Origin of the sequence: Enterococcus malodoratus ATCC 43197, from assembly GCF_000407185.1 — a bacterium.
Classification (GTDB): domain Bacteria; phylum Bacillota; class Bacilli; order Lactobacillales; family Enterococcaceae; genus Enterococcus_A; species Enterococcus_A malodoratus.
Genome location: NZ_KE136483.1, coordinates 516,863 through 543,533, shown reverse-complemented (window position 1 = coordinate 543,533; position 26,671 = coordinate 516,863). Strand labels below are relative to the sequence as shown.

Annotated in this window: 21 protein-coding genes and 1 tRNA gene; 4 read left to right on the top strand and 18 right to left on the bottom strand. The window is 41.0% G+C overall.

The genetic code is table 11. The features are described 5' to 3' along the window. Positions 1-50 precede the first annotated feature (50 nt). The 9 genes from I585_RS17990 to groES all read right to left on the bottom strand — a co-directional run bounded on the left by I585_RS17990 (position 51) and on the right by groES (position 13,939). Complete coding sequence (locus I585_RS17990; protein WP_010740606.1) at positions 51-2,726, bottom strand: cation-translocating P-type ATPase; 2,676 nt, start codon at positions 2,724-2,726, stop codon at positions 51-53. Positions 2,727-2,939: 213 nt separating this feature from the next. Next, the gene (locus I585_RS17985) at positions 2,940-3,713 is read right to left on the bottom strand and encodes a tRNA 2-thiocytidine biosynthesis TtcA family protein (RefSeq protein ID WP_010740607.1); all 774 of its coding nucleotides are present in this window, start codon (positions 3,711-3,713) and stop codon (positions 2,940-2,942) included. Between the two features lie 23 nt (positions 3,714-3,736). Beyond that, entirely contained in the window at positions 3,737-5,539 is a 1,803-nt protein-coding gene (locus tag I585_RS17980; protein WP_010740608.1) for an LTA synthase family protein, read from the bottom strand. 167 nt (positions 5,540-5,706) lie between these two features. Then, positions 5,707-6,531, bottom strand: coding sequence for an ammonia-dependent NAD(+) synthetase (nadE, locus tag I585_RS17975; RefSeq protein WP_010740609.1), 825 nt, complete (start codon positions 6,529-6,531; stop codon positions 5,707-5,709). 15 nt (positions 6,532-6,546) lie between these two features. After that, complete coding sequence (locus tag I585_RS17970; protein ID WP_010740610.1) at positions 6,547-8,019, bottom strand: nicotinate phosphoribosyltransferase; 1,473 nt, start codon at positions 8,017-8,019, stop codon at positions 6,547-6,549. 177 nt (positions 8,020-8,196) lie between these two features. Continuing rightward, the gene (locus I585_RS17965) at positions 8,197-8,559 is read right to left on the bottom strand and encodes a DUF1827 family protein (protein WP_010740611.1); all 363 of its coding nucleotides are present in this window, start codon (positions 8,557-8,559) and stop codon (positions 8,197-8,199) included. A 155-nt stretch (positions 8,560-8,714) separates the two neighbouring features. After that, positions 8,715-11,630 (bottom strand): NADH-dependent flavin oxidoreductase, encoded by a 2,916-nt coding sequence (locus I585_RS17960; RefSeq protein ID WP_010740612.1) that lies wholly within the window; start codon positions 11,628-11,630, stop codon positions 8,715-8,717. 373 nt (positions 11,631-12,003) lie between these two features. Next, entirely contained in the window at positions 12,004-13,632 is a 1,629-nt protein-coding gene (groL, locus tag I585_RS17955) for a chaperonin GroEL (RefSeq protein WP_010740613.1), read from the bottom strand. 22 nt (positions 13,633-13,654) lie between these two features. After that, positions 13,655-13,939 (bottom strand): co-chaperone GroES, encoded by a 285-nt coding sequence (gene groES, locus I585_RS17950; protein WP_010740614.1) that lies wholly within the window; start codon positions 13,937-13,939, stop codon positions 13,655-13,657. Positions 13,940-14,136: 197 nt separating this feature from the next. Between groES and I585_RS17945 the strand changes: the two genes are divergently transcribed. Further along, the gene (locus I585_RS17945; RefSeq protein ID WP_010740615.1) at positions 14,137-14,778 is read left to right on the top strand and encodes a CPBP family intramembrane glutamic endopeptidase; all 642 of its coding nucleotides are present in this window, start codon (positions 14,137-14,139) and stop codon (positions 14,776-14,778) included. A gap of 70 nt (positions 14,779-14,848) precedes the next feature. Continuing rightward, a complete protein-coding gene (locus tag I585_RS17940) occupies positions 14,849-15,469 on the top strand; it encodes an NAD(P)-dependent oxidoreductase (RefSeq protein WP_010740616.1) in 621 nt (206 codons plus the stop codon). Positions 15,470-15,510: 41 nt separating this feature from the next. Here the strand turns inward: I585_RS17940 and I585_RS17935 are convergent, their stop codons facing one another. From I585_RS17935 to I585_RS17905, 7 genes are all read right to left on the bottom strand, one after another. After that, on the bottom strand, positions 15,511-16,320 hold the full coding sequence (locus I585_RS17935; protein ID WP_010740617.1) for an MBL fold metallo-hydrolase: 810 nt from the start codon (positions 16,318-16,320) through the stop codon (positions 15,511-15,513). A 48-nt stretch (positions 16,321-16,368) separates the two neighbouring features. Continuing rightward, positions 16,369-17,220 (bottom strand): two-component system regulatory protein YycI, encoded by an 852-nt coding sequence (locus tag I585_RS17930; protein WP_010740618.1) that lies wholly within the window; start codon positions 17,218-17,220, stop codon positions 16,369-16,371. Next, entirely contained in the window at positions 17,221-18,534 is a 1,314-nt protein-coding gene (locus I585_RS17925) for a YycH family regulatory protein (protein ID WP_010740619.1), read from the bottom strand. Next, a complete protein-coding gene (gene walK / locus I585_RS17920) occupies positions 18,531-20,360 on the bottom strand; it encodes a cell wall metabolism sensor histidine kinase WalK (protein WP_010740620.1) in 1,830 nt (609 codons plus the stop codon). Before walK ends, I585_RS17925 begins: the two co-directional genes overlap by 4 nt. A gap of 11 nt (positions 20,361-20,371) precedes the next feature. After that, positions 20,372-21,076, bottom strand: coding sequence for a response regulator YycF (gene yycF, locus I585_RS17915; RefSeq protein ID WP_010740621.1), 705 nt, complete (start codon positions 21,074-21,076; stop codon positions 20,372-20,374). Positions 21,077-21,237: 161 nt separating this feature from the next. After that, on the bottom strand, positions 21,238-22,095 hold the full coding sequence (locus I585_RS17910) for a DegV family protein (RefSeq protein ID WP_010740622.1): 858 nt from the start codon (positions 22,093-22,095) through the stop codon (positions 21,238-21,240). Next, positions 22,085-22,633 (bottom strand): DUF1836 domain-containing protein, encoded by a 549-nt coding sequence (locus I585_RS17905; protein WP_010740623.1) that lies wholly within the window; start codon positions 22,631-22,633, stop codon positions 22,085-22,087. The genes I585_RS17910 and I585_RS17905 overlap by 11 nt, the downstream gene beginning before the upstream one ends. 157 nt (positions 22,634-22,790) lie before the next feature. Here I585_RS17905 and I585_RS17900 point away from each other — a divergent pair. Both I585_RS17900 and I585_RS17895 read left to right on the top strand, forming a co-directional pair. Beyond that, a tRNA-Lys gene (locus tag I585_RS17900) sits at positions 22,791-22,863 on the top strand. A gap of 585 nt (positions 22,864-23,448) precedes the next feature. After that, positions 23,449-24,561 carry an LPXTG cell wall anchor domain-containing protein gene (locus I585_RS17895; protein ID WP_244266029.1) on the top strand — a complete coding sequence of 371 codons (1,113 nt, stop codon included), beginning with the start codon at positions 23,449-23,451 and terminating at the stop codon, positions 24,559-24,561. Positions 24,562-24,637: 76 nt separating this feature from the next. Here the strand turns inward: I585_RS17895 and I585_RS17890 are convergent, their stop codons facing one another. Beyond that, the gene (locus I585_RS17890; RefSeq protein ID WP_010740625.1) at positions 24,638-25,591 is read right to left on the bottom strand and encodes an ABC transporter ATP-binding protein; all 954 of its coding nucleotides are present in this window, start codon (positions 25,589-25,591) and stop codon (positions 24,638-24,640) included. 27 nt (positions 25,592-25,618) lie between these two features. Then, positions 25,619-26,665 carry an ABC transporter ATP-binding protein gene (locus tag I585_RS17885; RefSeq protein WP_010740626.1) on the bottom strand — a complete coding sequence of 349 codons (1,047 nt, stop codon included), beginning with the start codon at positions 26,663-26,665 and terminating at the stop codon, positions 25,619-25,621. Positions 26,666-26,671: the final 6 nt, after the last annotated feature.

Sequence of the window (26,671 nt, the reverse complement as noted above, 5' to 3'; positions counted from 1 at the left end):
AAACTTCGCATGGCGATCAACAGCTGATCGCATGCGAAGTTTTTATTTCTTTATTTTTTTAGTGCACTTCGTTGGAAAACTTTTACGATTTCAACGATTGGAATGATCGCAAATGACGCTCCGATCACGATTCCCCATTGATATAAATCAAGATGAGCAACTCGGAAGATATCATTTAGCCCCGGTACAATGATGATGATCATCATCAATGCAAAGGACAGTAAGATCGCCCAGTTGAAGCTCTTATTGCGGAAAGGTCCAACTTTAAATAATGATTGGTGAACAGATTTCACGTTGAAGGCATGGAAAAGCTGCATTAATCCTAATGTCGCAAATGCCATCGTCAACGCGTCTGAGTGAATGTCGCCGTAGCTTGTGTGAACTGGCCATTGAATCGCAGACCAGTAAACGAACAAGACCGTTGCAGCTTCTAAGATCCCTTGATAAATGATACTTGAGAAGACGCCGCCTGAGAATAAGTTTGAGCTGCGGCCGCGTGGTTTATGCTGCATCAAATCTTTTTCTGCTGGTTCCATCCCTAGCGCGATCGCTGGGAACGTATCCGTTACTAAGTTGATCCACAATAAGTGAATTGGCAGCAATGTATCCCAGCCAAGTAGTGTCGCGATAAACAGGGTCAATACTTCACCCAAATTGGCTGCTAATAGATATTGAACCGCTTTTTGGATATTTGAGAAGACTTTACGTCCTTCTTCCACCGCAACAACGATTGTCGCGAAGTTGTCATCAGCAAGAACCATATCAGAAGCGCCTTTAGAAACTTCCGTCCCTGTGATCCCCATACCGATACCGATATCCGCTTGTTTCAATGCAGGCGCATCGTTAACACCATCACCGGTCATGGCAACTACTTTACCTTCTTTTTGCCATGCTTTTACGATTCGTACTTTATGTTCTGGAGAAACCCGCGCATAAACAGAATAGTGTTCCACTTTTTGTGCGAACTCATCATCGGACATTTCATTTAATTGTGCTCCGGTTAAAACAGAATCATCATCACCTTTTTCAATGATTCCTAAACGAGCAGCAATTGCTTCAGCTGTATCCTTATGGTCACCAGTAATCATGATTGGACGAACACCAGCTTCTTTAGCGACACGTACCGCTTCAGCAGCTTCCGCCCGTTCTGGATCGATCATGCCGACTAAACCAGCAAAGATCAAATCATTTTCAACCATTTCCGATTCTAACTCAACCGGCACTTGATCTACGTATTTATAGGCCATCCCAAGAACACGCAGCGCTTGTTGCGCCATGTCTTTGTTGTTAGCTAAAATGTCTTGTTTTTCTTTTTCGGTCATTGGAACAACTTGACCGTTCAATAAAATTTGTGACGCACGATTCAATAGAACATCCGGTGCACCTTTCACGGCGACTAAGATTTTTCCATCTTTTTCTTCATGCAAGGTACTCATTAATTTACGATCTGAGTCGAAAGGCAGTTCACCTACACGAGGTTCTTCTGCTACTTTTTCACGCACGTCGAAAGCATTGTTTAAACCAAATTGCACCAACGCTGTTTCTGTCGGATCACCGATCAAGCCGCCCTCTTGCGTAAATTTCGTATCATTCGCATAGTTCATAACTTTCATCGCCATGCTGTCGACAGGTACTTCGCCGCTTGCGGCATATTGTTTGTTATCAACATATAATTTTTCAACGGTCATTTGGTTCAGTGTCAAAGTCCCAGTTTTATCAGAAGCGATAATGTCTGTCGAACCTAATGTTTCAACAGCAGGCAGCTTGCGGATCACAGAGTTCCGTTTTGCCATTACCTGAGTACCTAAAGCCAAGATAATTGTCACGATCGCCGGCAAACCTTCTGGAATCGCAGCAACAGCTAATGAGATAGACGTCAATAACATATCAACCCAAGAAGTATTATTGAAGAAAATCCCTACGAAGAACATCACAACAGCGATGATAATAATTGCAAAGGTCAAGAATTTGCTCAATTGGTTCAGATTCGTTTTAAGCGGCGTTTCAGTTTCATCCGCTTGCGCCAGCATACCGGCAATTTTTCCGACTTCGGTGGTCATCCCCGTATTAACGACAACACCTTTTCCTCGGCCGTAAGTCACATTACTATTTGAATAAGCCATATTGACGCGATCCCCAATAGCGACTTCGCCTTCATCAATAACGATCAGTTCTTTTTCGACTGGTACCGATTCACCGGTCAACGCAGCTTCTTCGATCTTCAATGAAGCCACTTCGATCAAACGTAAATCCGCCGGCACGACATCGCCTGCTTCCAGCATCACGATATCACCAGGAACTAGATCCGTTGATTTCACAGAACTGATATGACCATCACGCAGAACATTCGCATTTGGTGTCGACATTTCACGTAAAGCTTCAATGGCTTCTTCCGCTTTAGATTCTTGTACCACACCCATCACCGCATTAATGATAACAACGGCTAAGATAATGATTGAATCCACTACTTCGTGAGAGACGACAGCAGAGATGATTGCCGCAAACAATAAGACAATAATCATTAAATCTTTAAACTGCTCCAAGAAGCGAGCGAGCATACTTTTCTTTTCGCCCTCTTCTAATTCGTTCAAACCAAACTCGCCTAGGCGTTTTTCTGCCTCAGCAGATGTCAGCCCTTCTTCCGTCGTTTGAACTTCCGCTAAAACCTGTTCTGTTTCTTCTGAGTAAAAAGGTTTTATCAGTTGTTGTTTTTTCTCCTCCGACATTATTATCCTCCTTAAAATTAGCGTTCCTTTTGGGAATAAAAAAAATAGACTTGTGTATGCGAAAAACACATACATAAGTCTCACTATTTAAGACAACACCAGAAAATATTTTTTCTTGCTGGTGGCGTTGCCACAGCTTGCGCTGCTAGTTACTCCCTCATGAATACAAAACGAATTATAGCATGAGAAAAGGCTGGAATACAATCACTACTTTCAAATTAATGGGTTGTAAGAGTTTCCATCAGAGACTTTTATCCAAAAATCTTCAGCTGTTCCTTGTTCCATGCCCATTATAAACTTTTCCCGGATATCTGGGTAGTAATTCGCAAGCCCAGTCACCAAATGTTTGATCTCTTCCCGCTTTGTCTTTTTATCCACAGGACAAGGATTGAAAATCACCGGCAGCTCTTCGCGTTTCACAAGACGAATGATTTGTTTTTCCTCCAAATAGATCATCGGACGGATTAACGTCACGTTTGTTTTAGATAAATAACTTTTCGGTTCAAAACTGTTTAACCGTCCGTGAAACAAAAAGTTCATAAAGTACGTTTCGATCGCATCATCGATGTGGTGACCTAAAGCGACCTTTTGACAACCTAGTTGACTAGCTCGATTGTACAAGATGCCTCGACGTAGCTTTGCACATAACGAACAAGGCGACTTTTCTTCACGAATATCAAAAACGACCTTGGCGATATTGGTCGGTACGATCTCTAATTGATAGCCCAAACTTTCGACGAATTGCTTCATCGGTGTGATATCGCAGCCTTCAAACCCCATATCTAGAGAAATCGGCACAATCTCAAAATCAAAGCCTAATCGTCTTTGCCGCCGAATCCGGTCCAATAAATAAAGTAATGTCGTGCTGTCTTTCCCGCCGCTCATACCAACCGCTACCTTATCGCCCGGTTCGATCATTTGATGATTCAGTACTGCGCGGCGCAGCGGATTGTAATAATTTTGATTGTCTTTCTTTTTAAATCCCATGTGTGCTCCCTTAGTTCATCTGTTTATTCAAAGAATTTTTCTTTTAGGCTGTACTGATTGCCAGCCGTGATATCGTATTGGATCATTTGATAATCTTGATAGATTTTTTCCTGTTTCTTATTCAGCCGAGCCTCTTTGGACCACTGACCAGCTTGATAGTACATCCCTTTTTCAAAAGCCGGCAGCTCCTTTTGCAGATCGCTCAATAAGGTTTGAAAGCCAGTTGTTTGCAGGCGGGCTTGTTGAAATAGGTCGGCTCCAAAATAAAACGGACTAGTCGTAACCTGTTGATTGTTCAATTCGTGGCGATTGTCATACATTAGAAACTCCGTCTCATGCAATTGATGCCCTTGGTTTTCTTTTTGGATCTCATCCGAATAAATCCCCGGCAAATGATCGCCCCAAAATACGACCAATGTTCTTTCCGGCAGCTCATCCAACTCGTTTAAAAAGTTTTTCAAGGCTTCACTGCTATAGGCAATATCCTGTAGATAGCTTTGCACCGACAGGCTGTTATCACCTTTGACCATATAAGGCAGGTCCGCATATTTGTTCTCATAAGGCATATGCGTCTGCATCGTTACGAGATGCAGAAATTGCGGCTTTTTATTCTTTTCCAATTGATCAAAGATTTCTTGATACGCCGCTGCATCCGAGATGTACGGATTATTTTCAAGCTTATCCGTATGCTTCATACTGCTCTCATCTAAAAACTGATCAAATCCAAACGTTTTATACACGTCTTTTCGTTTATACATCGAAGTATTGTACGGATGGATCGCCGTTGCTTCATAGCCGCGTTCCTTCAATGTCGATACCATTGAGGGAAACGACTTGAATTCTGACATCAGCATTGTATACGGCGTGGTCATTTGTGCATTAAACAATTCCATCGAGAAACCCGTCAAAGCCTCAAATTCGATATTTGCGGTCCCACCGCCATAGTTTTGCGACAGCATTTGCCCGCTATAGGTTCGATCCGCGACTTCACGATAAGCCTCCAAAGGATCACCGCCCAATACCTCTAAGCCGCTCAAACGACTAGGGTCGGAAAAACTTTCACTCATGACGTAAACGATATTCGGCTTTTCATCCGAAGTTTCATTGGTTCCTTGATACTCTTTGGTGATTTTTTTAACATTGGCCTCAGAATAATTCTCCGGCTTTTCCATCGCATCGACGGGCAGATTATAGAGGAATCCTCCCATAAAACCGGTATTGTAATAGTTCATCTTCTGACTGTAAGGAATCCACAAAGCCGTTTTATTGTAGGCTTTGCGTAATAAATTGTTCTGCTGGTTAAAGCTTCCGATATACAGCAGCAGACCGCTAGCTAAAACGAAAAGGCCGACACGAACCCATTGTTGTTTCTTTCCTAGCTTCAAACTTTTCCTCAAGCTAAAAATGATTAAAAAGATTCCAGCCGCCAAAAGCAGAAGGAATAATAAAAATACTAGCGTCCCGACCATATCACGGATCATTCCAAATTCAGTGATCATCTTCAAATCATCTGGATAGATCGGCTCCATCCGATATTTCATTTTCAAGAAATTAGCGATCCCCACGCCAATCACTACCAGCACATAAAACAAACTGCCGGTTTTTAGCGAACCTAAGAAACTGCTGATCCAAACATAAAAAATAAGCAGTACCAGACAGCCCAAGAAAAACTTTTCCGTGTGCCATGAAAAAGCGAATTTAAACGCGAGATCGAATGAAAACTCGTTTTGTGTTAATTGGAAAAAAAGATTTGAAACTATAATTAAGCCTAGTACGCCGAAAATTGTCAAAATCGGGCGCCAAGGAAGCTTGCGAAATTTTTGCATAAACCTCTCCTATTCATGAACTCCTAAATAGTTTAGCGAGAAAACAGAAGAATGTAAAGAAGTCCACAACGAACCTTAACCATTGAAAAGAAAGTTGCTCTTCCGCATCAATAAATGCACAAAAAAAGTCTAGCAAAGACAGAGTCTCGCTAGACTGCATGAATCGATTATTTCCAAAAATCATCGAAAATTGTGATTGGCAAATGGCGCTTATGCTGCGTCTTGTTCCACCAGTTTTCGATTGTAGCTTGTGCTTTCGCATCGATCGTCTTACCTTCTAAGTAATCGTCGATATCATCATACGTTACACCCAAGGCCACTTCGTCCGCGATCAATGGTTTGCCATCTTCTAAATCGGCTGTAGGAATTTTCAAATACAAGGCTTCAGGTGCCTCTAATTCCTTCAGCAACATTTTCCCTTGACGTTTGTTTAATCGGAACAACGGCAAAATATCTGCTCCGCCATCACCAAATTTTGTAAAAAATCCAGTGATATTTTCAGCGGCATGATCCGTTCCGATAACAGCGCCTTGATTATCGCCGGCGATCCCGTATTGAGTGATCATACGTTGACGCGCCTTGATATTGCCCTTGTTGAAGTCGCTGATCGTTACACCGGCTTCTTCTAATGCCGCAACCTCCGCATCAACCGCACCTTTGATATTCACACTCAAACTAACGTCAGGTTTGATAAAATCCAACGCTCTTTTGGCATCGGCTTCATCCGCTTGAGCACCATACGGCAGGCGGACCGCGATAAATTTGTACGTATCATCGCCCGTTTCCTGGCGCATTTCTTCCATTGTAAGCTGTGCAAGCCGACCAGCCAATGAAGAATCTTGTCCGCCGCTGATTCCTAAGACAAACGTTTTTAAAAACGGATATTTCTTAAGATATGCTTTCAAAAATTCGATACTTTTCCGAATTTCTGCTTGCGGATCGATTACGGGATTGACCCCTAATTCTTTAATGATTTCTGCTTGTAGCGTCATGACACATCCACTCCTTTAATCTTCTTGTTCCGTTTTTACCACAGATTTACGTACTTGGTCCATAATTTTGTTTTTATGGTTCCAACAATCCGTAGAAAGATCGACTGGATATTTTTGTGGATTAAGGTCACGTTTGTATTCTTCCCATAAGGAATCCAAATGGTCCTTAGCCGCTTGTTTAACCATTTCTAGATCCGGTAATTCGTAGACACGTTGGCCTTTTACAAAAATATCTTTTAGAACAGGACGCGCCTCAAAATTTTTCACTGTTTTATTAATGTAGGGATACACTGGATGGAACATGAAGATTTCCTTTTCTTCTCTTGGATCTTCATCCCACAAGGTCACGTAATCCCCTTCTGACTTGCCATCAGATTTACGAGTAATCCGCCAAACTTGCTTCTTCCCTGGTGTGGTAACTTTTTCCGCATTGCTGGAAAGTTTGATTGTATCAACCATCTCGCCTTGCTCATTTTCGATTGAGACCAGCTTGAAGACTGCGCCAAGCGCCGGTTGATCGTAAGCAGTGATCAACTTCGTTCCGACACCCCAAACATCGATTTTAGCATGCTGCATTTTCAAGTTTTGAATGGTACTTTCATCCAAATCATTAGAAGCATAGATTTTCGCATCCGGGAAACCTGCTTCATCCAATTGCTGACGCACACGTTTTGAAATATAAGCCATATCTCCGCTATCGATCCGGACACCTAAGAAATTGATTTTATCGCCCATTTCCTTCGCGACTTTAATCGCATTCGGTACCCCTGAGCGAATAGTATCGTAAGTATCCACTAAGAAGACACAGTCACGATGGGTCTCCGCATAGGCTTTAAATCCATCATAATCGTTGCCATAAGATTGGATCAAGGAATGAGCATGGGTGCCGCTGTCAGGAATTCCAAAAATTTTGCCTGCGCGCACATTGCTCGTCGCATCAGCCCCACCGATATACGCGGCTCTAGTTCCCCAAAGTGCCGCATCCATTTCCTGGGCACGGCGTGTACCAAATTCTAACAATGGATCATCACCAATTACCGATTTGATACGGGCGGCTTTAGTAGCGATCAGCGTTTGGAAATTAACGATGTTTAAAAGCGCTGTTTCGACTAATTGACATTGCAGTAATGGGCCTTCCACTTGGATAATCGGCTCATTATTGAAGACTAACTCCCCTTCCACCGCTGAACGAACCGTGCAGGCAAATTTGAAATCTCGCAAATACGCGATAAAATCTGCCGGGTACTCCTCTACCTCAGATAAGTACGCCAAATCACTTTCGCTAAAGGTCAATTTTTCCAAATACTTAACCAGACGCTCTAATCCAGCAAAGATGACATAACCGTTATCAAACGGCATATTACGGAAATAACACTCAAATACGGCATGAAGATCCGCGCGGCCCGTCTCCCAATACGTTTTCATCATATTGATTTGATACAGATCCGTATGAAGCGTTAAACTGTCATCTTCGTACAACTTTTTCATAGTCATGCTCCTCATTTGTTTTTAGTAATTTAAACTATTTCATTTATTATATCACAAGAGCTTTGAGGGAGTACTCTTAGTCTCCTTACAATCGTTGAAATTCTCGGTACTCTCGTTCGGAAAAAGATCAATCGATTTTCTACAAAAAAAGAAAGGTCAGCGACCTTTCTTCATTTATTATTCTTCTTTCGGTACTTTGTATTCCACCGCAATGATATCTTTATATGACTCTTTCGGCCGCAAACCGGCTTCCATGATCTGTTTCTTGTAACCAACATCTACGACGACATCTTTACGTTCGACCTTCAACAGACGACGGATGATCGTATCGACTTCTTTGTGGCTGATTTTACGATGGCGATTTAACAACAACAAATCGATCGTATCAAATCGATCAGCATAAATGATCTTTGTCCGGTCATAAGCATATAGTTTAAGCAGCTTCACAGCCTGACGTTTATCAAAAAAATATTTTGTTAGATTAGGATATAAAGTTTCTAAGTTAACGTTACTATTCAAGGGTGTTTCGATTAATTTCATTTAACTATCTCCTATCTCTATGTATTTTTTTAAAGTAAAAAGATTTGGTTTCCAATAAATATTTTAACATAGCGAAGAAAAATTTTTGTGTAGAAAGAAAATAATTTTGCAAAAAAGAAAAAAATCCCGAGACAACTGTCTCAGGATCATTTTTCTTATTGTACGACATACTCAACTGCGACTGTTTTATGAACATTTTCTGCTGCCAATTTTCCAGAAGTTAATGCCCATGCGTTATTTGCGCCAGAAGGGGAGTCGCTTCCCATCACGCCGCCGACCAATTCTCCAGCAGCATAAAGGCCTTCGATCACTTGATCGTTACGGTTCAACACTTGCAGTTGGCTATTTGCGACCAAACCACCCATCGTAGTCGCAAACCGCGGTTTCTGTTCAATCATGTAATAGGGACCTTCACCGACCTTTTCCTGTAAAAACTTCAATTGACGATCAAAATCTTCGTCCGTTTGTTTTTCTACCCAGCCATTATAGCGAGCGACCGTATTCACTAAGCTTTCACGAGCCATCCCAGCTTTTTCTGCCAATTCAGCTAGCGTGTCTGCGCGGAAAATTTGCGGCGTCTCATTTTCATTTTCGATCCACCGGGCCAAATCTTCCCGCGTAATTCCACCCTCTTCGACTGCCTCTGTAAAGATCTCAAAGTTTTTCGCATCCATAAGCAAGAACAGCATTTGCGGATCTTGCTTCAAAAGCACGTTCAGAATTTCCTTATTACTTGCTCGTTCATTGATTATTCGTTCTCCAGCCGTATTCACTAATAAACCGCTGCGTTTCATTACTTCGATATTTCCGCCGATCGTCGATTTCGCATACCCTTGCGAAACCTCCACACCATTTGGATAAATCTTTCCATATTCCATCAAACGCGTTGTCGCATTCAATTCTGGAGTCGTCGCCATCAGAATCCCATCGCCTGTTGACGATTTCGTCCCATAGAATAAGATATTATTTAATTCGTGGTTCAATAAATTGGAATTGTTGCCATAGCCGCCAGTCGTCAAGACCACTGCCTGTGCATGAATATTATGACGCTTGCCGGTATCTTCAACTGCTGTTAACCCAGTGACCTTCCCATTCCCATCAGTTAACAAACTTTCTGCCTTAGTTTGCAGATAAATCGTTACATTGCTTCGCTCTAAGGCCTTTCTAGCACTCGCTGCAAATCCGTGACCGCCATCTTCGTAGGCTAACTCGCGATTTTTACGGTATTCTGCTAAAATGTGCAGCCCATTCTCCATGTCGTATTCAACACCCATGTACTCGTGGACCCAGTCTGTTGCCTCGCCCACATTTTCTGCCAAGGTTGTCAGAAGTTCAGGAACATTTAAGCCGCTCCCATTCGCTAAGAAGTCTTCGACCATAGATTCTACTGTATCGTCACAAACACCTGCACGTGCTTGCAATTTCGAGCCCATCACTACTTGGTTTCCGCCGCTGATAGAGATTGCTCCGCCGACAAAGCTTAATTTTTCTAGCAAAATTGTTTTTAGACCCATTTGGTCCGCTCGCAATGCCGCAGAGATACCCGCAGCACCAGAGCCAACAATCACCACATCGGCTTCTTCTTCAACGACTTCCTTAGACCATTGAACAGTCGGTTTCGGACGCGCCTTCAAGACTTCAGAGCTGGCTCCCGCCAGTTCGACTGCCTCTGCCACACCATCGATCAATCCTTGACTGGATGCTGAAGCACCTGAGATTACATCAACATTCAGCGTTTGACTATCAATTATTTGCTGCGGCAAACGAATAAATACCTGATCAGATAAGCCTTCTGATTCATTGCTTTGATCTGCTTCAATTTTTTCGATCCGTTCTTCCGAGAAGGTCACATTCATAGCCAGCTCGCTATTATGTCCCTTTGCTTCAACCGTGTATGTCCCAGGTTTGAAGGTCAATTTTACTTTTTGTAATTCTTTTAACCGTTCGTGCTTGCGTTTTTCCTCTTCGGGATCGATAACCATGTATGCCATGAAATCCCATAATGGTGTAGGTATCAGTAATTTCCGTTGAGCATTGATGTGGGCATAATCGTTTACTTCTTGGTCTTCTTTGATCAAATTGACCCAGTTAGGCTCGATCAAGAATCCTTTTCCAACTGCTAGAAGATCATAACCTAATTTCAGTGCATCTTCCGCATCTGTTCGCTGCAAGATCGATCCGACACCCATGATTGGAATTTGTGCCAAGGCAGAGGAACGATGCGCTAAATATTTCGTGATCAACGGTTCCGGATTGTCCGAATCAACGATCGATGGGCGTGTATATGCTCCCATTGAGAAATGGAAATAATCTGGCTTCAACTCTGCAAGCGTATTCAATAAATACATCGTGTCTTCAAAATGAATTCCCGGTTCTTCTAACTCTTCCGGTGAAAAACGATAACCAATGATAAAGTTTTCCGCTTTTTGTGCTTCGGCGACCCGTTGAACCTCTTTCATCACTTCTAAAGGAAACTTCGCCCGTTTTTCACGACTGCCGCCCCATTGATCCGTTCTGCGATTTGAGTGAGGGGAAAAGAATTGCTGCAAGATAAACGTATTGGCTCCGTGAATTTCGACGCCGTCAAAGCCAGCCTCAATCGCACGACGCGTTGCATCACCAAACATCGTGATCATTTCTAAGATTTGTTCTTCAGTCATTTCTCGAGGAACCGGAGCGTTTGGCCGCAATGCCGCAACTGGACTTGCTGAGATTGGTGTCGCCCCACCATTGATTTCTGGCCAAGCCATCCGTCCCGCATGATAAATCTGCATGATTGCTTTCGAACCTTTTGATTTAATTGCCGTGGCTAATTCGGTCAGTCCCGCAACTTTCTTATCCGTATCGACTCCTAAGGCTCCCGGAAACCCGCGTCCTTTATCTTCAACAAAACAGCTTTCAACGATAACCGCTGCCGCATCGCCAGAACGAAACGCATAGTAATCAATAATTTGCTGTGTGATCTCCCCATCATAAAAGGCTGATTGGGTTGTCATCGGCGACATAAACAAACGATTCTTAAAGCTTGCTCCCGATGCTAATGGAATCTCATCAAATAAATTTCTTAACATGTGGTTCTCCTTTCAAAATGAACGCTCTATTCATCAATTCCGCTTGATATGTAACAAATTTCACATGAGTGCCTCTACGTGTGACAAATTCTATACGTTGTTATCATTCATCCTCACTAGGAATGTTCCATTTGTATCTAATCATTTCTTTGATAATTTCTGAACAAGGATCTCTAGTTCCTTCTTACGCTCATTGTAAGAAATTTAATCGATAAATTCCAATAGTTTATTTTCATAAAATCAATAAATTTTATACATATATTAGTCAACTTAGATATTATATGATAAGCAGGTGCTTCTATATAAATTCAAACTAACTGCACACAAAAAAGCCATCGGAAATTTTTCCGATGGCTCATTGTTTATAACTGGTTTACATCATGCCGCCCATCATTGATGGGTCCATTGCTGGTGTAGCAGCTGCTCCACCTTCAACAGGTTTGTCAGCAACGACTGCTTCAGTTGTTAATAATAAAGCAGATACAGAAGCTGCATTTTGTAGAGCTGAGCGCGTAACTTTGGTTGGGTCAACGATACCAGCGTCAATCATATTGACATATTCGCCAGAAGCCGCGTTGAATCCAGTACCATGGTCCGCATTTTTCAATTTGTCGATAACAACTGATCCTTCGAAACCAGCATTTTCAGCGATTTGACGAACGGGTTCTTCTAAAGCACGTACGACAATCTTGATACCAGTAGCTACATCGCCTTCAGCATCTAAATCAGAAACCTTCTTGATGACGTTGACTAATGCTGTACCACCACCAGATACGATTCCTTCTTCAACCGCAGCACGAGTTGAGTTCAAAGCATCTTCAATGCGTAGTTTTAATTCTTTCAATTCTGTTTCAGTTGCCGCACCGACTTTAACCACTGCAACCCCGCCAGCAAGTTTTGCTAAACGTTCTTGTAATTTTTCACGGTCAAAATCAGAAGTTGTTTCACCAATTTGGCGTTTGATCATTTCTACGCGGTCAGCTAAAGCAGCTTTGTCGCCAGCGCCCTCAACGATCGTTGTATTGTCTTTATCAACAACTACTTTTCCGGCAGTCCCTAAGTTTTCAATCGTTGCTTCTTTCAAGTCTAAACCTAGGTCTTCTGTAATCACAGTCGCACCAGTTAAGACTGCGATATCTTCAAGCATCGCTTTACGACGATCGCCAAAGCCAGGAGCTTTAACTGCTACAACGTTGAATGTTCCGCGAATCTTGTTCAAGACTAATGTTGGCAATGCTTCGCCATCCACATCATCAGCGATGATCAATAATGAACGAGATTGTTGTAAAACTTGTTCTAACAAAGGCAAGATATCTTGAATATTCGAGATTTTCTTGTCAGTGATCAGGATGTAAGGATTTTCTAAAGCTGCTTCCATTTTATCGTTGTCAGTTACCATGTATTGAGATAAGTAACCACGATCAAATTGCATTCCTTCAACGACATCTAATTCTGTGTCGATCCCTTTTGACTCTTCGATAGTGATAACGCCGTCGTTACCAACTTTTTCCATTGCTTCAGCAATTAATTTGCCGACTTCTTCACTACCTGAAGAAACAGCAGCAACTTGTGCGATCGCGTCTTTTGAATCAACAACTTTAGAAATGCTGTGTAATTCTTCAACCGCAGCCTTTGTTGCTAATTCGATCCCACGGCGAATTCCCATTGGGTTAGCACCAGCAGTTACGTTTTTCAAACCTTCACGAACAATTGCTTGGGTAAGAACAGTCGCTGTTGTAGTACCGTCACCAGCGATATCATTTGTTTTAGAAGCTACTTCAGAAACAAGTTTCGCACCCATATTTTCAAAATGATCTTCTAGCTCAATATCTTTTGCGATGGTTACACCGTCATTTGTAATTAATGGAGAGCCATAAGATTTTTCTAAGACGACATTACGTCCTTTTGGTCCTAATGTTACTTTTACAGTATCAGCTAATTTGTCCACACCACGAAGCATTGCTGCACGTGCGTCTTCAGAAAATTTAATATCTTTTGCCATGATTCTTTCACCTCATTATTTTTTATTCTACGATTGCCATAATATCTTTAGCAGCAATAATCAAGTATTCACTGCCTTCATATTTCACTTCTGTACCTGCGTATTTTTCAAACATTACCATATCACCAACAGCTACTGGCATTGGACTTTTTTGACCGTTTTCCAGTACATTGCCTTCGCCAACTGCTACGATTTTAGCAGTTTGTGGTTTTTCTTTTGCTGCAGAAGCTAAGACTAAACCTCCAACTGTTTTTTCTTCTTCTTGAGTGACTTCAAGAATGACACGATCACCTAATGGTTTTAACACGATAAATCCCTCCAACTAGTAATGATTTTTCAAATCGTTAGCACTCGATAGCCAAGAGTGCTAACTCACATGTATTATCATACCATTTTTGTTTCTTTTTGCAAGTCCTTCGTTTGCTTTTTTGATTTTTCTTCCACTTAGTTTTTAAGAGAATTATGGTATACTTGGGAACAATAAAAGTTTAGGAAGGAAAAATAATGAACGAAAAAAAATATAGCTTTATTACCATCTTTACTTACGGATTAGTTCTGTTTTCTCCACTATTATTTTTACGTGTTTTTCAGGCAAGTTCATCGCAGATTATTCAGTTAACCACACTGTCTTATTTTATTGGAGCTGTCTTGATGATCTTTTATCGCATCAAATCACAGTCGTTTGAGTTAGAAGGCCGCAAAAAAAGCCTGCTTATCTCTATTTTGATCGGAATCGTAGGCATTCCTGCTTCCTTATTACTGCAAATGCTCATTTTACAGATCGAGCAGCGCTTGCTAGGTCAATCAGTTGCTTCACAAAATACGCAAAATATCGTTCAACTGATCATGAACAATATGATTTTTATTTTAGCGACAACAATTGCTGGGCCAATTATGGAAGAATTCGTTTTTCGGCGTGCGATTTTTGGTTCACTGGAAAAACGATTTGGCTTCATTCTGCCTGCGTTGCTAAGTTCTGTTCTCTTCGCTTTCGCTCACAACGATGGGCATTATCTTTTGTATGCTGGACTAGGTTTCCTATTCTGCGGCATGTATCGCTATAGCGGACGTATTTGGACATCAATGATTACGCATGTCGGAATGAATCTGCTGGTTATTCTGACTCAGCTAGCCCTTCAATCTTAAAACGAATCTTTTGCCTTTTTAGAGAAACCTCCTTAGACTGAAAGTACTATCAGTTTAAGGAGGTTTTTAAATGAAAGTAGCAATTATCGGCGCTACTGGAAACGCCGGATCACTAATCCTAAAAGAAGCTTTAGACCGTGATTTAGCGGTCACAGCGATTGTACGCCATCCAGAAAAATTAACGACAAAAGTTCCTATTTTAGTGAAGGATTTATTTGAACTGACAAAAAAGGATATCGAATTCTTTGATGTGGTAGTTGACGCCTTTCGCCCACCAGCAGGCCAAGAAGAACTGCATCAAACTTCTCTAAAGCATCTCATCAGTCTTTTACGTGGAACCGACACCCGCTTGATCGTTGTTGGAGGAGCATCCTCATTATTTATTGATGAAGCTCATCGCATGATTGATGTCTCTGATCCCAATGCCATTTATTATCCAACTGCCTATAACATGTATCAAGCATTTTTAGATTTAAAAGCAGCACAGCAGTTGAACTGGACCTATTTAAGTCCTGCCGCAAACTTTGTACCTGACGGCAAACGTACTGGACATTATCAGGTCAGTGATGACCATCTGCAAAAGAATGCGGAAGGTAAAAGCGAGATCAGCATGGCAGATTACGCCATCGCGCTGGTCGATGAAATCATCGAACCAAGACATTTGAACCAACATTTTAGTGTGTATAGTTAACAAAAAAATGGCAAGCCTGCAATAAACAAGCTTGCCATTTTTTAGATCGCAAATAATTCCGTTGCACTATCAGGGTCGGTATCGAAGATTTGAAATTGATAATTTACCCCTAAATCATAACGTGTCAAAGTTTCTTCCATCGTCATATGTGCCAACTCTTTCATATTATTCTCTTTACTTAAGTGTCCTAAGTAAATTCGCTTTGTCCGATCTCCAAGAATATCAGTCATCACTAATGCTCCGTCATCATTGGATAGATGCCCGCGATCACCTAAAATCCGCTGCTTCAAACTCCAAGGATAAGCGCCCATCCGCAACATCTCTAAATCGTGATTACTCTCGACTAAGTAAGCATCTGCATCACGAATCGTTCCTCTGACATGTTCGCTGGCATACCCCGTATCCGTCAGCATCACAAACGAATGACCATCTTTATAGAAACGGTAAAACTGCGGTGCGGCCGCATCATGAGAAACACCAAAACTCTCGATGTCTAAATCACCAAAAGTTAGTACTTTTCCCATTTCAAAAATATGTTTCTGCTCTACATCCACTTTTCCAATCAAGGGAGCCATCGCTTCCCACGTTTTTTCATTGGCATAGACAGGTAATTTGTATTTTCGTGCCAAAACCCCAACACCATGTATATGGTCGCGATGTTCGTGGGTGACTAAGATTGCATCTAAATCCTCAGGTTTTCGATCGACCTCTGCTAATAGTGAAGTGATTTTTTTCCCACTCAACCCAGCATCAATCAAAATTCTTTTTTGCGGACTCTCTAAATACAAAGAATTCCCTGTACTTCCGCTAGCTAAAATGCTGATATTGAATGCGTTATTCATTTCTAACATGAGCAATTGGTCCCCTCTTTTAAAACTGTCCTCAGTATACAACCCTTTTTATGGATTTTCCACCTTTGGAACTAAATTATTCGTAATCACTTGATTGTTCAATGCATTGACCTTTTCAATCTGGGTCGTCTTGTCAGAGGCTTTTATTTTCACAAACCAGACCGGGACATACACATTCTTTTCCCGCACCTCAAGTGTTCGGAAGTAACCTAGATAAATATTTGTAATCGTTGATTTGCTGGGAATATTGTTATTGATGTATAACGTATTTAAAATTTCTTTTTCAGAATAAAGCGTCATTTTTTCCCGTAACGGCTCGATCTCTTTCAAACGAGTTTGAGTATATTTCGAAACTCGTTCCTGATCATCATCACTTTTGACGATGTCCAACGTCACTCGAGAAGTCTCATCAATAAAAGGAATCCCTTCGTAAGATTGCGCACCGATAATTTTACCCAGCTCGTCATCCTTCTTTGAAATATCCGGCATGTAAGTGTACTCTTCGCCGTCCATGATAAATTCCTTATTTTTCATCAGTCGATTAAAACTGCTGGTAGATTTTTTCAAATCAAACTCTGTGTCTGCATTGGGATAACTGTTCGTCAAAACTTTATCTGAAATACTCCAATTGCCTTTAATCGTTGGATTCGCTCCTTCATTCAATAATGAATCAAAGGTATCCTGTTCAGCACTTAGATAATAGCCTTCTTGTTGTTTATCAGAAACTTGTCCCTTAACTTCTATATCATCGTTTTCCAACCGGTGAATGATATCCTCCCGTTGATTTGAATTTGTAACAAGACTTTGCTCATGCTGGTTATTCCAGTAAATACTGAAAAGAAAAATGTTCAACCCGATAAAGACGAGAAAAAAGATCCATTCGATTTTTCTAAAATCCAATTAGCTCGCCTCCGTTTCTAGGTTTCCCTGCATCAGCTGATTAGCTGAATACCAAGTGTTGTCATACTTAACAAACCATTCTGGAGTCAAGGCAACTAATTTATTTACACCATCGATATCTTGCCATGTATAACCGATGATAAAGCTCTGAATTTTATCAAGATCAATCCCTACTGCGGCCAAATTGTTTTCAATTTCTAAAGTGCTCGGCAATTCCACCTCTTCGTCAGAAGGAATTGGTACTTGGACCGTATCCATACTTGTTTCGATCTTAACCTGCGGCAGCGACGCATTGGGTGCATGCTCGATCTTCACACTCATTTTGCCCTTCGATGATTGACTAAAAATAGGATAGCCTTCAACAAATATTCGATAATTGACCTGTCCATCATGGTGATCAAAATAGCGCAGATTTCCCACCGCTGTACCTAAACGACTAACATAATTAAAACTTTGGCTATAGACGCTTTCCTTCGCTAAGTCCTCAGGCAGTTCGCCATCAAATGTAACCAAACGTTTTTGCTCGTCCATCATAAGTTCCTCATGCCCGCTGACAAAAGAACGCGATCCCTGTTCTTCCTCTTCACCTTTTGCTTGATCAGGATTTTGGAAAAAAGAATTGCGGAACAGCGAATAGGATTGTGTCGTCAAGATATAGCTGTATTTCTTTAAACGAACACGATCCTTTGTACGCAGCAAGCGCGGAACTAATGGATTCTCATCAGACATCGGCAAATAGCGGCTTTGATTTTTTTGATAAATCGTTTCGAGGCCGGTAAAATCTGCGGAGATCGTCGCTTCGTACACCGTATCTTTACTGTAACTTAAAAAACGAATTTTCTTTTTAGAAAAATCAATTTGAATTTTTGAAAAAGTAATCTTATCTGATTCCTTCAGTGAATTTAAATTGATCGGCATATCAAAAACCTTGATGTACTCGGTTAAAGAAAAGCCCCCTTCGTAATTAAGCTCAATTCCGTTGTCTAAACTATAATAGTTTTTGATCTCTTCTTCGCCTTGAGCAACTTCTTGCAGCTGACCATACGTACTTTCCGTCAAACGAGCTTGGGTTGTAGCTAATAAATTCTCACTGCTGGTTTGAAACTTGCCTTCTGCTAAATCCCAAATACCGCGAATCGGCAAAAAAGCATCTGTTGCTTTCGCATAACTTTGGTCATTCTTCACCGTCTGTTTACTGGTATTGACCTCTGCTGTTTTTGAGGTAGGACTAAGCCAAATGGCATAAGTGAGGACGAGACTGAGCAAGATCAGAGCAAAAAGCGCTACGCGAATGATTTTTTCTGATAATTTCATTCCCAAATATCCTCCTCATAAGGTTCATATGGTAAAGAAATATAGAAGGTCGACCCTTTTCCTTCGACACTTTCGACCCAGATTTGACCTTTATGGGCCTTCATGACTTCTTTAGAGATTGCCAGACCAAGTCCAGTTCCGCCTTGTTGACGTGCCCTCGCCTTATCTACCCGATAAAAACGCTCAAAGACTTTTTCCAAATCTTTCTTCGGAATTCCTAAGCCCTCATCAGAAACGCTTAAGACGACATTGTTATGAGTTTCCATCAAATGGACTTCGATTTTGCCGCCATCTGGTGAATACTTAATAGCATTGTTCATGATATTATCAAGCACCTGCATGATCTTATCCGTATCAATCTCAACCCACAGATCACGTTCCGTAAATTCGCGGACAATCCGATAATTTTTCTCTTGGCTATTCACCATCATATCGAAACGATCCAAAATGTAATCGACGAGTTCATTGAAATTGACCAATTCAAGATCCATTTGCTGTGCACCCGAATCCATGCGGGAAAGATTCAGCAGATCATTGATCATGCGAATCATCCGGTCTGTCTCACCTAATGTCACATGGATAAATTCCGGTGCAACCGCCTTATCTTGCCAAGCACCTTCTTCTAGCGCTTCTAAATAACTGCGAACACTGGTTAACGGTGTCCGTAATTCATGAGAAACATTTGAAACGAATTGTCGACGTTCTTCTGCCGTCTTTTCCTGCTCGGTAACATCATGTAAAACAACTACTAGTCCGCTGATAAAGCCCGATTCACGGCGAATCATGGCAAAGTCTGACCGTAAAGTTCTGCGATCTTCATCAGAATCAGATTTCGAACGATCAATCAAAATCTCTTCTGGTGTTTCTAATAATTTACGCAGTGTATATTCTTCCTCTAAATCAAGCAAGGTTAAAATTGATTGGCCGATTGCCTGTTCATTCGTAGTGTCCAAAAGCGACAAAGCCATCTCATTAATAGTAATAACTTTACCACGCCGATCTGTAGCAATAACCCCATCGGTCATATGAGTCAAAACGCTACCTAATCGATTTCGCTCGGCTTCCATCGTATCTTGAGCATCCTCTACTCGATCGGATAATTTATTGAAGGTTTTGGCTAATTGGCTCAATTCATCGTGGCCTTGCACATCAACCTTTTCAGAATAATCGCCCTGTGCAATACGAACCGCCTGTTTCTGCATCTCCTTGATGGGCTTGGTGATGGAACGAGCCACCAACAATGCCACCACGATCGAAATTAATCCTGCAATCAAAGAGGCCGAGAAAAAGATCAAGGCAGTATTGCCAATTTCGGTATATTTTTGCTCAATGTCGCTCTTAACATAAAGAGCCCCGATCACAGCCGAATCGCCGGTCGGGGACTGAATAGGTTGGACATTGATATATACCCGTTTGTTATTGTCATCAAGCGTTACATATTGTTTCATTGAAAAATCATCGATATCGCTGTACTCATTTTTCTTACCAACGATAGAATCTTTTTGTCCCACGTCATTGGTGGCAACAACGATTCCCTTGTCGTCGACTACCCACATATCAGTAATATCAGAAGCCGTATTATTTTCAAGAATACGCTGCAATTGATCCGCTTCATTTTCACTATCCTCTGCCATTGTCGCACCGAGAGTCGTACTAAGAAGTGAAACTCGCTGATTCATGTCTTTAGTAAAGTTATCGATTGTTGATTTTTCAAGTCCTCGAATAAAATAAGCACCGATGATCTCTATCGAAATCAACAAGATCAAGATAAATGAAAAAGCGATCTTGAAATTGACTGATCGGTAAAAACGGACTTTTTTTTCCATACTTACTCTCTTTACTCCTGTTCAGGGTTGCGTAAGTAATAGCCTACGCCACGTCTCGTTACTAAATAGGTTGGATGGCTTGGATTGTCTTCAATTTTCTCACGCAGACGGCGCACCGTTACATCAACTGTTCGAACATCTCCAAAATAATCGTACCCCCACACTGTTTGCAGCAGGTGTTCACGAGTCATCACTTGACCAATATGTTTTGCTAAATAATGTAGCAATTCAAATTCACGATGGGTCAATTCGATCGTATCACCGTGCTTAGTTACCATGTAAGCATCTGGATGGATCGTCAAATCACCAATCGTCAAATCACTTTGCGTTGTTTGTTCTTCTTCCTTCGGTGCTTGTCCGCCGCGACGTAAATTTGCTTTTACACGAGCGACTAATTCCCGATTGGAAAACGGTTTTGTCACATAGTCATCTGCCCCTAATTCCAAACCTAAAACTTTATCGATCTCAGAATCTTTGGCCGTAACCATAATGATCGGCATTTCATGGGTCTTGCGTACTTCACGAGCCACTTCCAAACCGTCCTTTTTAGGCAACATCAAATCTAATAAAATCAAATCTGGATTGACTTCTTCGACTTTTTCTAAGGCTTCTTCACCATCATATGCAGTAAAGACTTCGTAGCCTTCTTTGGTTAAATTGAATTTCACGATGTCCGAAATCGGTTTTTCATCGTCAACTACTAGAATTTTTTTCACTAAGAGTCACCTCATACCTTTATAAGATTGTATGTACGCCTTACCATTATACAATAATTTCAATGGTGTTTCATCTTTTCAAACAGGCAACGATTTTTTTACAACTATTACTTAAGAAAAAATGAAAAAAAGAGATGAGCTCTGCTCATCTCTTTTGTAGATTAATCAAGTACTTGACAGACAACACCTAGCGACCCAGGCCCCGTGTGTACCGACAATGCCGGTGAAACCTTACCAAAATAAATATTTTCAGCTGTTGGAAAGATTTCCTGCAATCGCGCTCGAATCTTTTCGGCTGTTTCCAAAGCATCCGCTTGAGTCACCGCCAAATTAAAACGCTTATGATTCCCAACATGTTCTTTTACCAGTTGAATGGTTTTGTCGAGACTCTTATTTAACCCCCGTACCTTCGCAACAGTGTAATAAATCCCATCAGAATTACACGAAATGATCGGTTTCAATTTTAAAGCGCTCCCTAGCAAGGAAGAAACTAGACCGATTCGGCCGCCCTTTTGTAAATACTCTAGGGTGTCCACATTAAAAAAGATTTTCGTTTTCGTAATTTTACTTTCGACTTCAGCAATAACTTCTGTGAAGGATTTTCCCTGCTTAACCAAGTCTCCGGCATAAATCGCTAAAATTCCGGCACCGATCCCAACATTTTTCGTGTCGATTGATTGGAAAATCAAGCCTTCGTAATGTTCACCTAACACACGCAATGCATTGTACGTTCCGCTCAATCCGCTAGAAATCGTTACGATGACAACATGTGTGTACCCTTGTGCTTTGATTTCATCAAACACTTTATGAATCAACTCACCATCAGGTAATGAAGTTGTTGGTAATTCTTTTTTGATCAATGGAAAAATCGTATCCGAACTGATATCAATTCCATCTCTATATTCTCGGTCACTAAAAATTATTCGCAGCGGTACCATAAAAAATGGCCCATTGTCGATGACTTCTTGGGGTACATCTGTCCCAGAGTCAACTAGGATCGCAATTTTTTCACTCATCATTTTCGCCTTCTTTCTCTTTATCCAATTGAATTATTTTTTCAGCCAGCATCTTTTGTGTAAACGATGCGACAGCGCCTTCCATAGCTAAATAGTAAAAATCTTTGTTGCTTCTTGTCAATTTAACCTCTTCGCCTAAAGTAATTTTAGCTATTTGTACAAGTGATTCTTCCTGGACGGTACAAAAGCTGTTGTAAGCATCTTTAGGTTCGTTGATTGCTAATTGCATGCGTATCAACTCATTGATATCTGGAATCGCAAAAACCTGTTTTAACAAAGTAATCGCTATCAAATATGCCAGATGATTACGATTGTATCTCTTTTTTACTGGCGGTGGTACTAATTTATGCTTAACGTAATTGTTGACCATCGCGCTCGATAGAAGCTGATGTTTCTCGTCTTCTATCAATGGTGATAAGTAACGATCAACAAGAGTAATAACTTGATCCATGTACAATTCCAATTCAGGTAACTCTTCCCAGCGAGGCAAGCGTAAATCTTTTAATCCTTCTGCCCATGATCTGAGTCTCGTTTCTTCCATTATTTGCACCCCTTTCATCGATAGTTTAACAAAATCACGATAATTATACAATATAGTTTCAAAAACTAGATAATTGCCGTTCTTTTTGATAAAATTTTTTTTAGTTTATTCTTGCTTTTTTATTTTCTCAGTGCTAACATATGAAAGTACTTTGTTTGGGCCGTTAGCTCAGTTGGTAGAGCAGCTGACTCTTAATCAGCGGGTCGCGGGTTCGAGCCCCTCACGGCCCATTGGGTGCCAAACCCACGTCACCAGTGCATTCTTGGCTACTTCGGTAGTTTAGAAAAGAATGCGCGTGGTGGCATTTTTTTGTTTCAGGGGCAGGTTTTAAAAACGGAAAATCATTTTTCTTTAAAATGGCCGATAAAAACAACACTTACCTAATCATATTTGTTAAACCGCTTATCAAAAATGTAGCTACAGCTCCTATTGCTCCGATCATAGAAAAAATGAAAGGAACAAACAAACTCCGCATCTCAAAAAGAGTATCCAAAAACCGGTGAACGCAGAACTTGCATTCTTGACGATCATTGGAAGCATTGTATTCTTAATTGCAAGTTTAGTTATCCTAAAACGACGTGTTCATTTAAAATAAAGCACAGTATTTTCTATTGTTACTGAATTAAATTGAATGTACTTCACCAATAAATAAAAAGCCAAAGCAGATTTCTTTTAAATTGCTTTGGCTTTTTCAATTAAACTACAATTATATGTTTGTCCTAAAAAAAACTTTTTTTACTTTCCTAGTTTACAAAAATATTTCTTATGTTACAATTGTGTTACATAAATATTAAGGAGTGATTATTGTGAAAAAAATGGTTGTGTTTAGTTTGTTGGTCTTGAGCTTCCCCCTTGTCGCATTTGCCGACACTTCTGATAGTGTCTTAGATGTTCCCACTGCTTCCAGTCAAGAACAAGTGGTTGATAGCGCCTCTGTTACTAATGAGGCAATAGCTGAAAAACCAGTAGCAGATTCAAGTAAAACTCAGTCTTCCGAAGAAGGAACAGTCGAAAGTAAAAAAAACTCAAATGAAGAAGTTTCAGCAGCGGACAAGACGATGAAAGAAGATCCAACAGCCAAAACAGCCACTAACGAGTTTGCAGAAGTTGAAAAGACAACAAACTCGAACACAGTTGAAAAAAATGCTTCTACCGTTGCACCTCAGCAGACGACGGGAGAAGCAGCAAAATCACCAGCAACGCTCGAAGAAAAAATCATTAATGAATGGACCGCTGAAGATATTCGTAAAAATTTAACCAGTGCTGATTTTGGTATGAATCAAACAGAATTGAAGGGATACACTGATCAAGAACTAACGAATGCTTTCAAGTTATTCGCACGTTATAATTTCGACATTACTGGTATGGATTTTGGCAGCTATGTGCGGGTTCTGCGGATGGTTTATAAAGATCAAGTAATTTCCTGGGCAGACGCTGAGAAAGCATTGGCCTTCAATCCAAATAATTACACGACAACTGCGGAGTTAGCTAATAATGTCGATCAGTTGCAGGCCTATCTGAGAATTCTTTATTCAAGTAAAGAAGGCTTCTTGCCGCTTCGTCATTTCACAAATGAAGAAATGCTTCATATTTTAAATCATCTTAGCGGTGCAGAAGACGAACTAAGTGCTGCAAATGGATTGTTCTCTGGTCTGGTCCACTGGCTGTACAACTCTCAAGAAGGAAATGGTCCAATCGAGAATGGCTCTAGACCTGTTCCGCCAATTCAAAATACGGCGACAGCGACTAAACCAATTGTTGAAAATGTCGCTAACGTTCCAACAGATCAAAAGAATCTGTCAGCACAAGCTAGTCAAAAAGAATACCCTAAAACCGGTGAAAATCGTAATCTAGCTCTCACTTTCACTGGAATTACATTATTTATTATTGCAGGTGTCGTGATTTTAAGAAGACGCGTGCGTTTATAATAAATAAACTCTCTCTCAATCAACATAAGAGGAGCCGAGGCAGAATTAATCTCTGTCTTGGCTCCTCTTTATCAAGTTAAACCGCTACGGCTTTCTCATTTTTTAAATGCTGCAATTTTTTCCTATAGTAGGCAACTTCGTCTTCCGAAGAATAAATGAAATGGCCTGGTGCAATTTCTCGCAATGAACGAGCTTTTCCGTCATGCGGTTCTGTTTGATATTTGATCCGTCGACGTTGGCGTTCATGATCAGGATCTGGCATTGGAATTGCCGACAACAAGCTTTCGGTATATGGATGTACCCCATAATGATAAATTTCATCACTCGTTCCGACTTCCAATAAATGACCATTATTCATAACACCGATTCGATCACTGATGTGTTTCACCATTGAAAGGTCATGGGCAATAAACAAATAGGTTAGGTTATGCTCTTTTTGCAAATCCTGTAATAGATTCACGACCTGCGCCTGAATCGATACATCTAGTGCAGAGATTGGTTCATCACAGATAATAAAACGTGGACGTACGGCCAAGGCACGAGCGATTCCGATTCGTTGGCGCTGTCCGCCGGAAAATTCATGCGGGTAACGCGTCCCATGGCTTGGGTTTAGCCCCACCGTTTCTAATAATTCGTTGACTATCTTGTCCCGTTCTTTTGGTGTTCGCGCTAAGCCATTCACATCGATACCCTCTGCAATAATATCCTTTACCTTCATTCTAGGGTTCAACGAAGCATAGGGATCTTGAAAGATCATTTGGACATCTCTGCGAAATTCGCTCAATGCTGTCTTCCCATGAATCTTCGTAACATCCTCACCATCAAAAAGAATCTCACCATCGGTCGGCTGATTCAGCCGAATAATCGTACGACCTGTCGTTGATTTTCCACTACCTGATTCTCCAACCAAGCCAAAGGTCTCCCCTTCATTAATATGGAAGCTTACATCATTTACGGCACGGACTTCATTTTTAGTGCCAGTATTAAAATATTGTTTTAAATTATTTACTTCTAGTAGTCGTTTCTCCATCGTAACCCTCCATTTTCTTCACTAAAATTAAGCGGAATATTGACTTTGTTTCTTGCGAAAAATATCCCAACGTCGTTGAATCTCAGCTGGAGGTGTAACTGCTGCTACCTGAGGTGCCAGCAGCCAAGTCGCTGCTTTATGTGTGTCAGAAAGTTCAAAGAAAGGCGGTTCCATTTCCGCGTCTATTTTTAACGCAAACTCATTTCGTGGATAAAAGGCATCTCCTTTAGGCGGGTTCAACAAATCCGGCGGTGAACCTGGGATCGCGTATAAACGATCGTTTTCACTTTCTAATGTCGGCATCGAGCCCAGTAATCCCCATGTATATGGGTGCTGCGGGTTATAGAAGATTTCTTCTGCTGTTCCCACTTCTACGATTTTCCCAGCATACATTACAGCTACTCGGTCTGCGACATTCGCCACAACACCCAAATCATGCGTAATAAAAATGATCGATGTTTCAATTTTTTCTTGAATTTCTTTTAGCAATTCAAGAATTTGTGCTTGAATCGTTACATCAAGTGCGGTCGTCGGTTCATCAGCAATCAAGATCTCAGGATTACAAATCAGCGCAATGGCGATCACGATCCGTTGGCGTTGTCCGCCAGAGAATTGGTGCGGATAGTTTTTCAGCCGTTTTTCAGCCTCTGGAATACCAACCAGATTCAGTAAATCTAATGCTGCCTTTAAGCTTTCCTTTTTAGAAACATTTTTATGTTTCCGTAAAGATTCCGCTACTTGTTTCCCAATTGTCATTGTTGGATCCAGAGAAGTCATCGGATCTTGAAAAATCATCGCGATTTCGCGACCACGGATCTTTTGCATTTCCTTTTCAGTTTTATCGACGATGTTTTGCCCTTTGAATAAAATTTGCCCCTCGTCGATATTGGCGTTACTAGATAGCAAACGCATAATCGTGCGGGTGGTAACTGATTTTCCGCTACCAGACTCCCCTACGATGGCTAATGTCTCACCTTTGTTTAAATCAAAATCTACACCTCGAATTGCTCGAACCTTCCCAGCATAGGTATCAAACGAAATATTTAAATTGTTCACTTCTAAAATTTTTTCCATAATTCG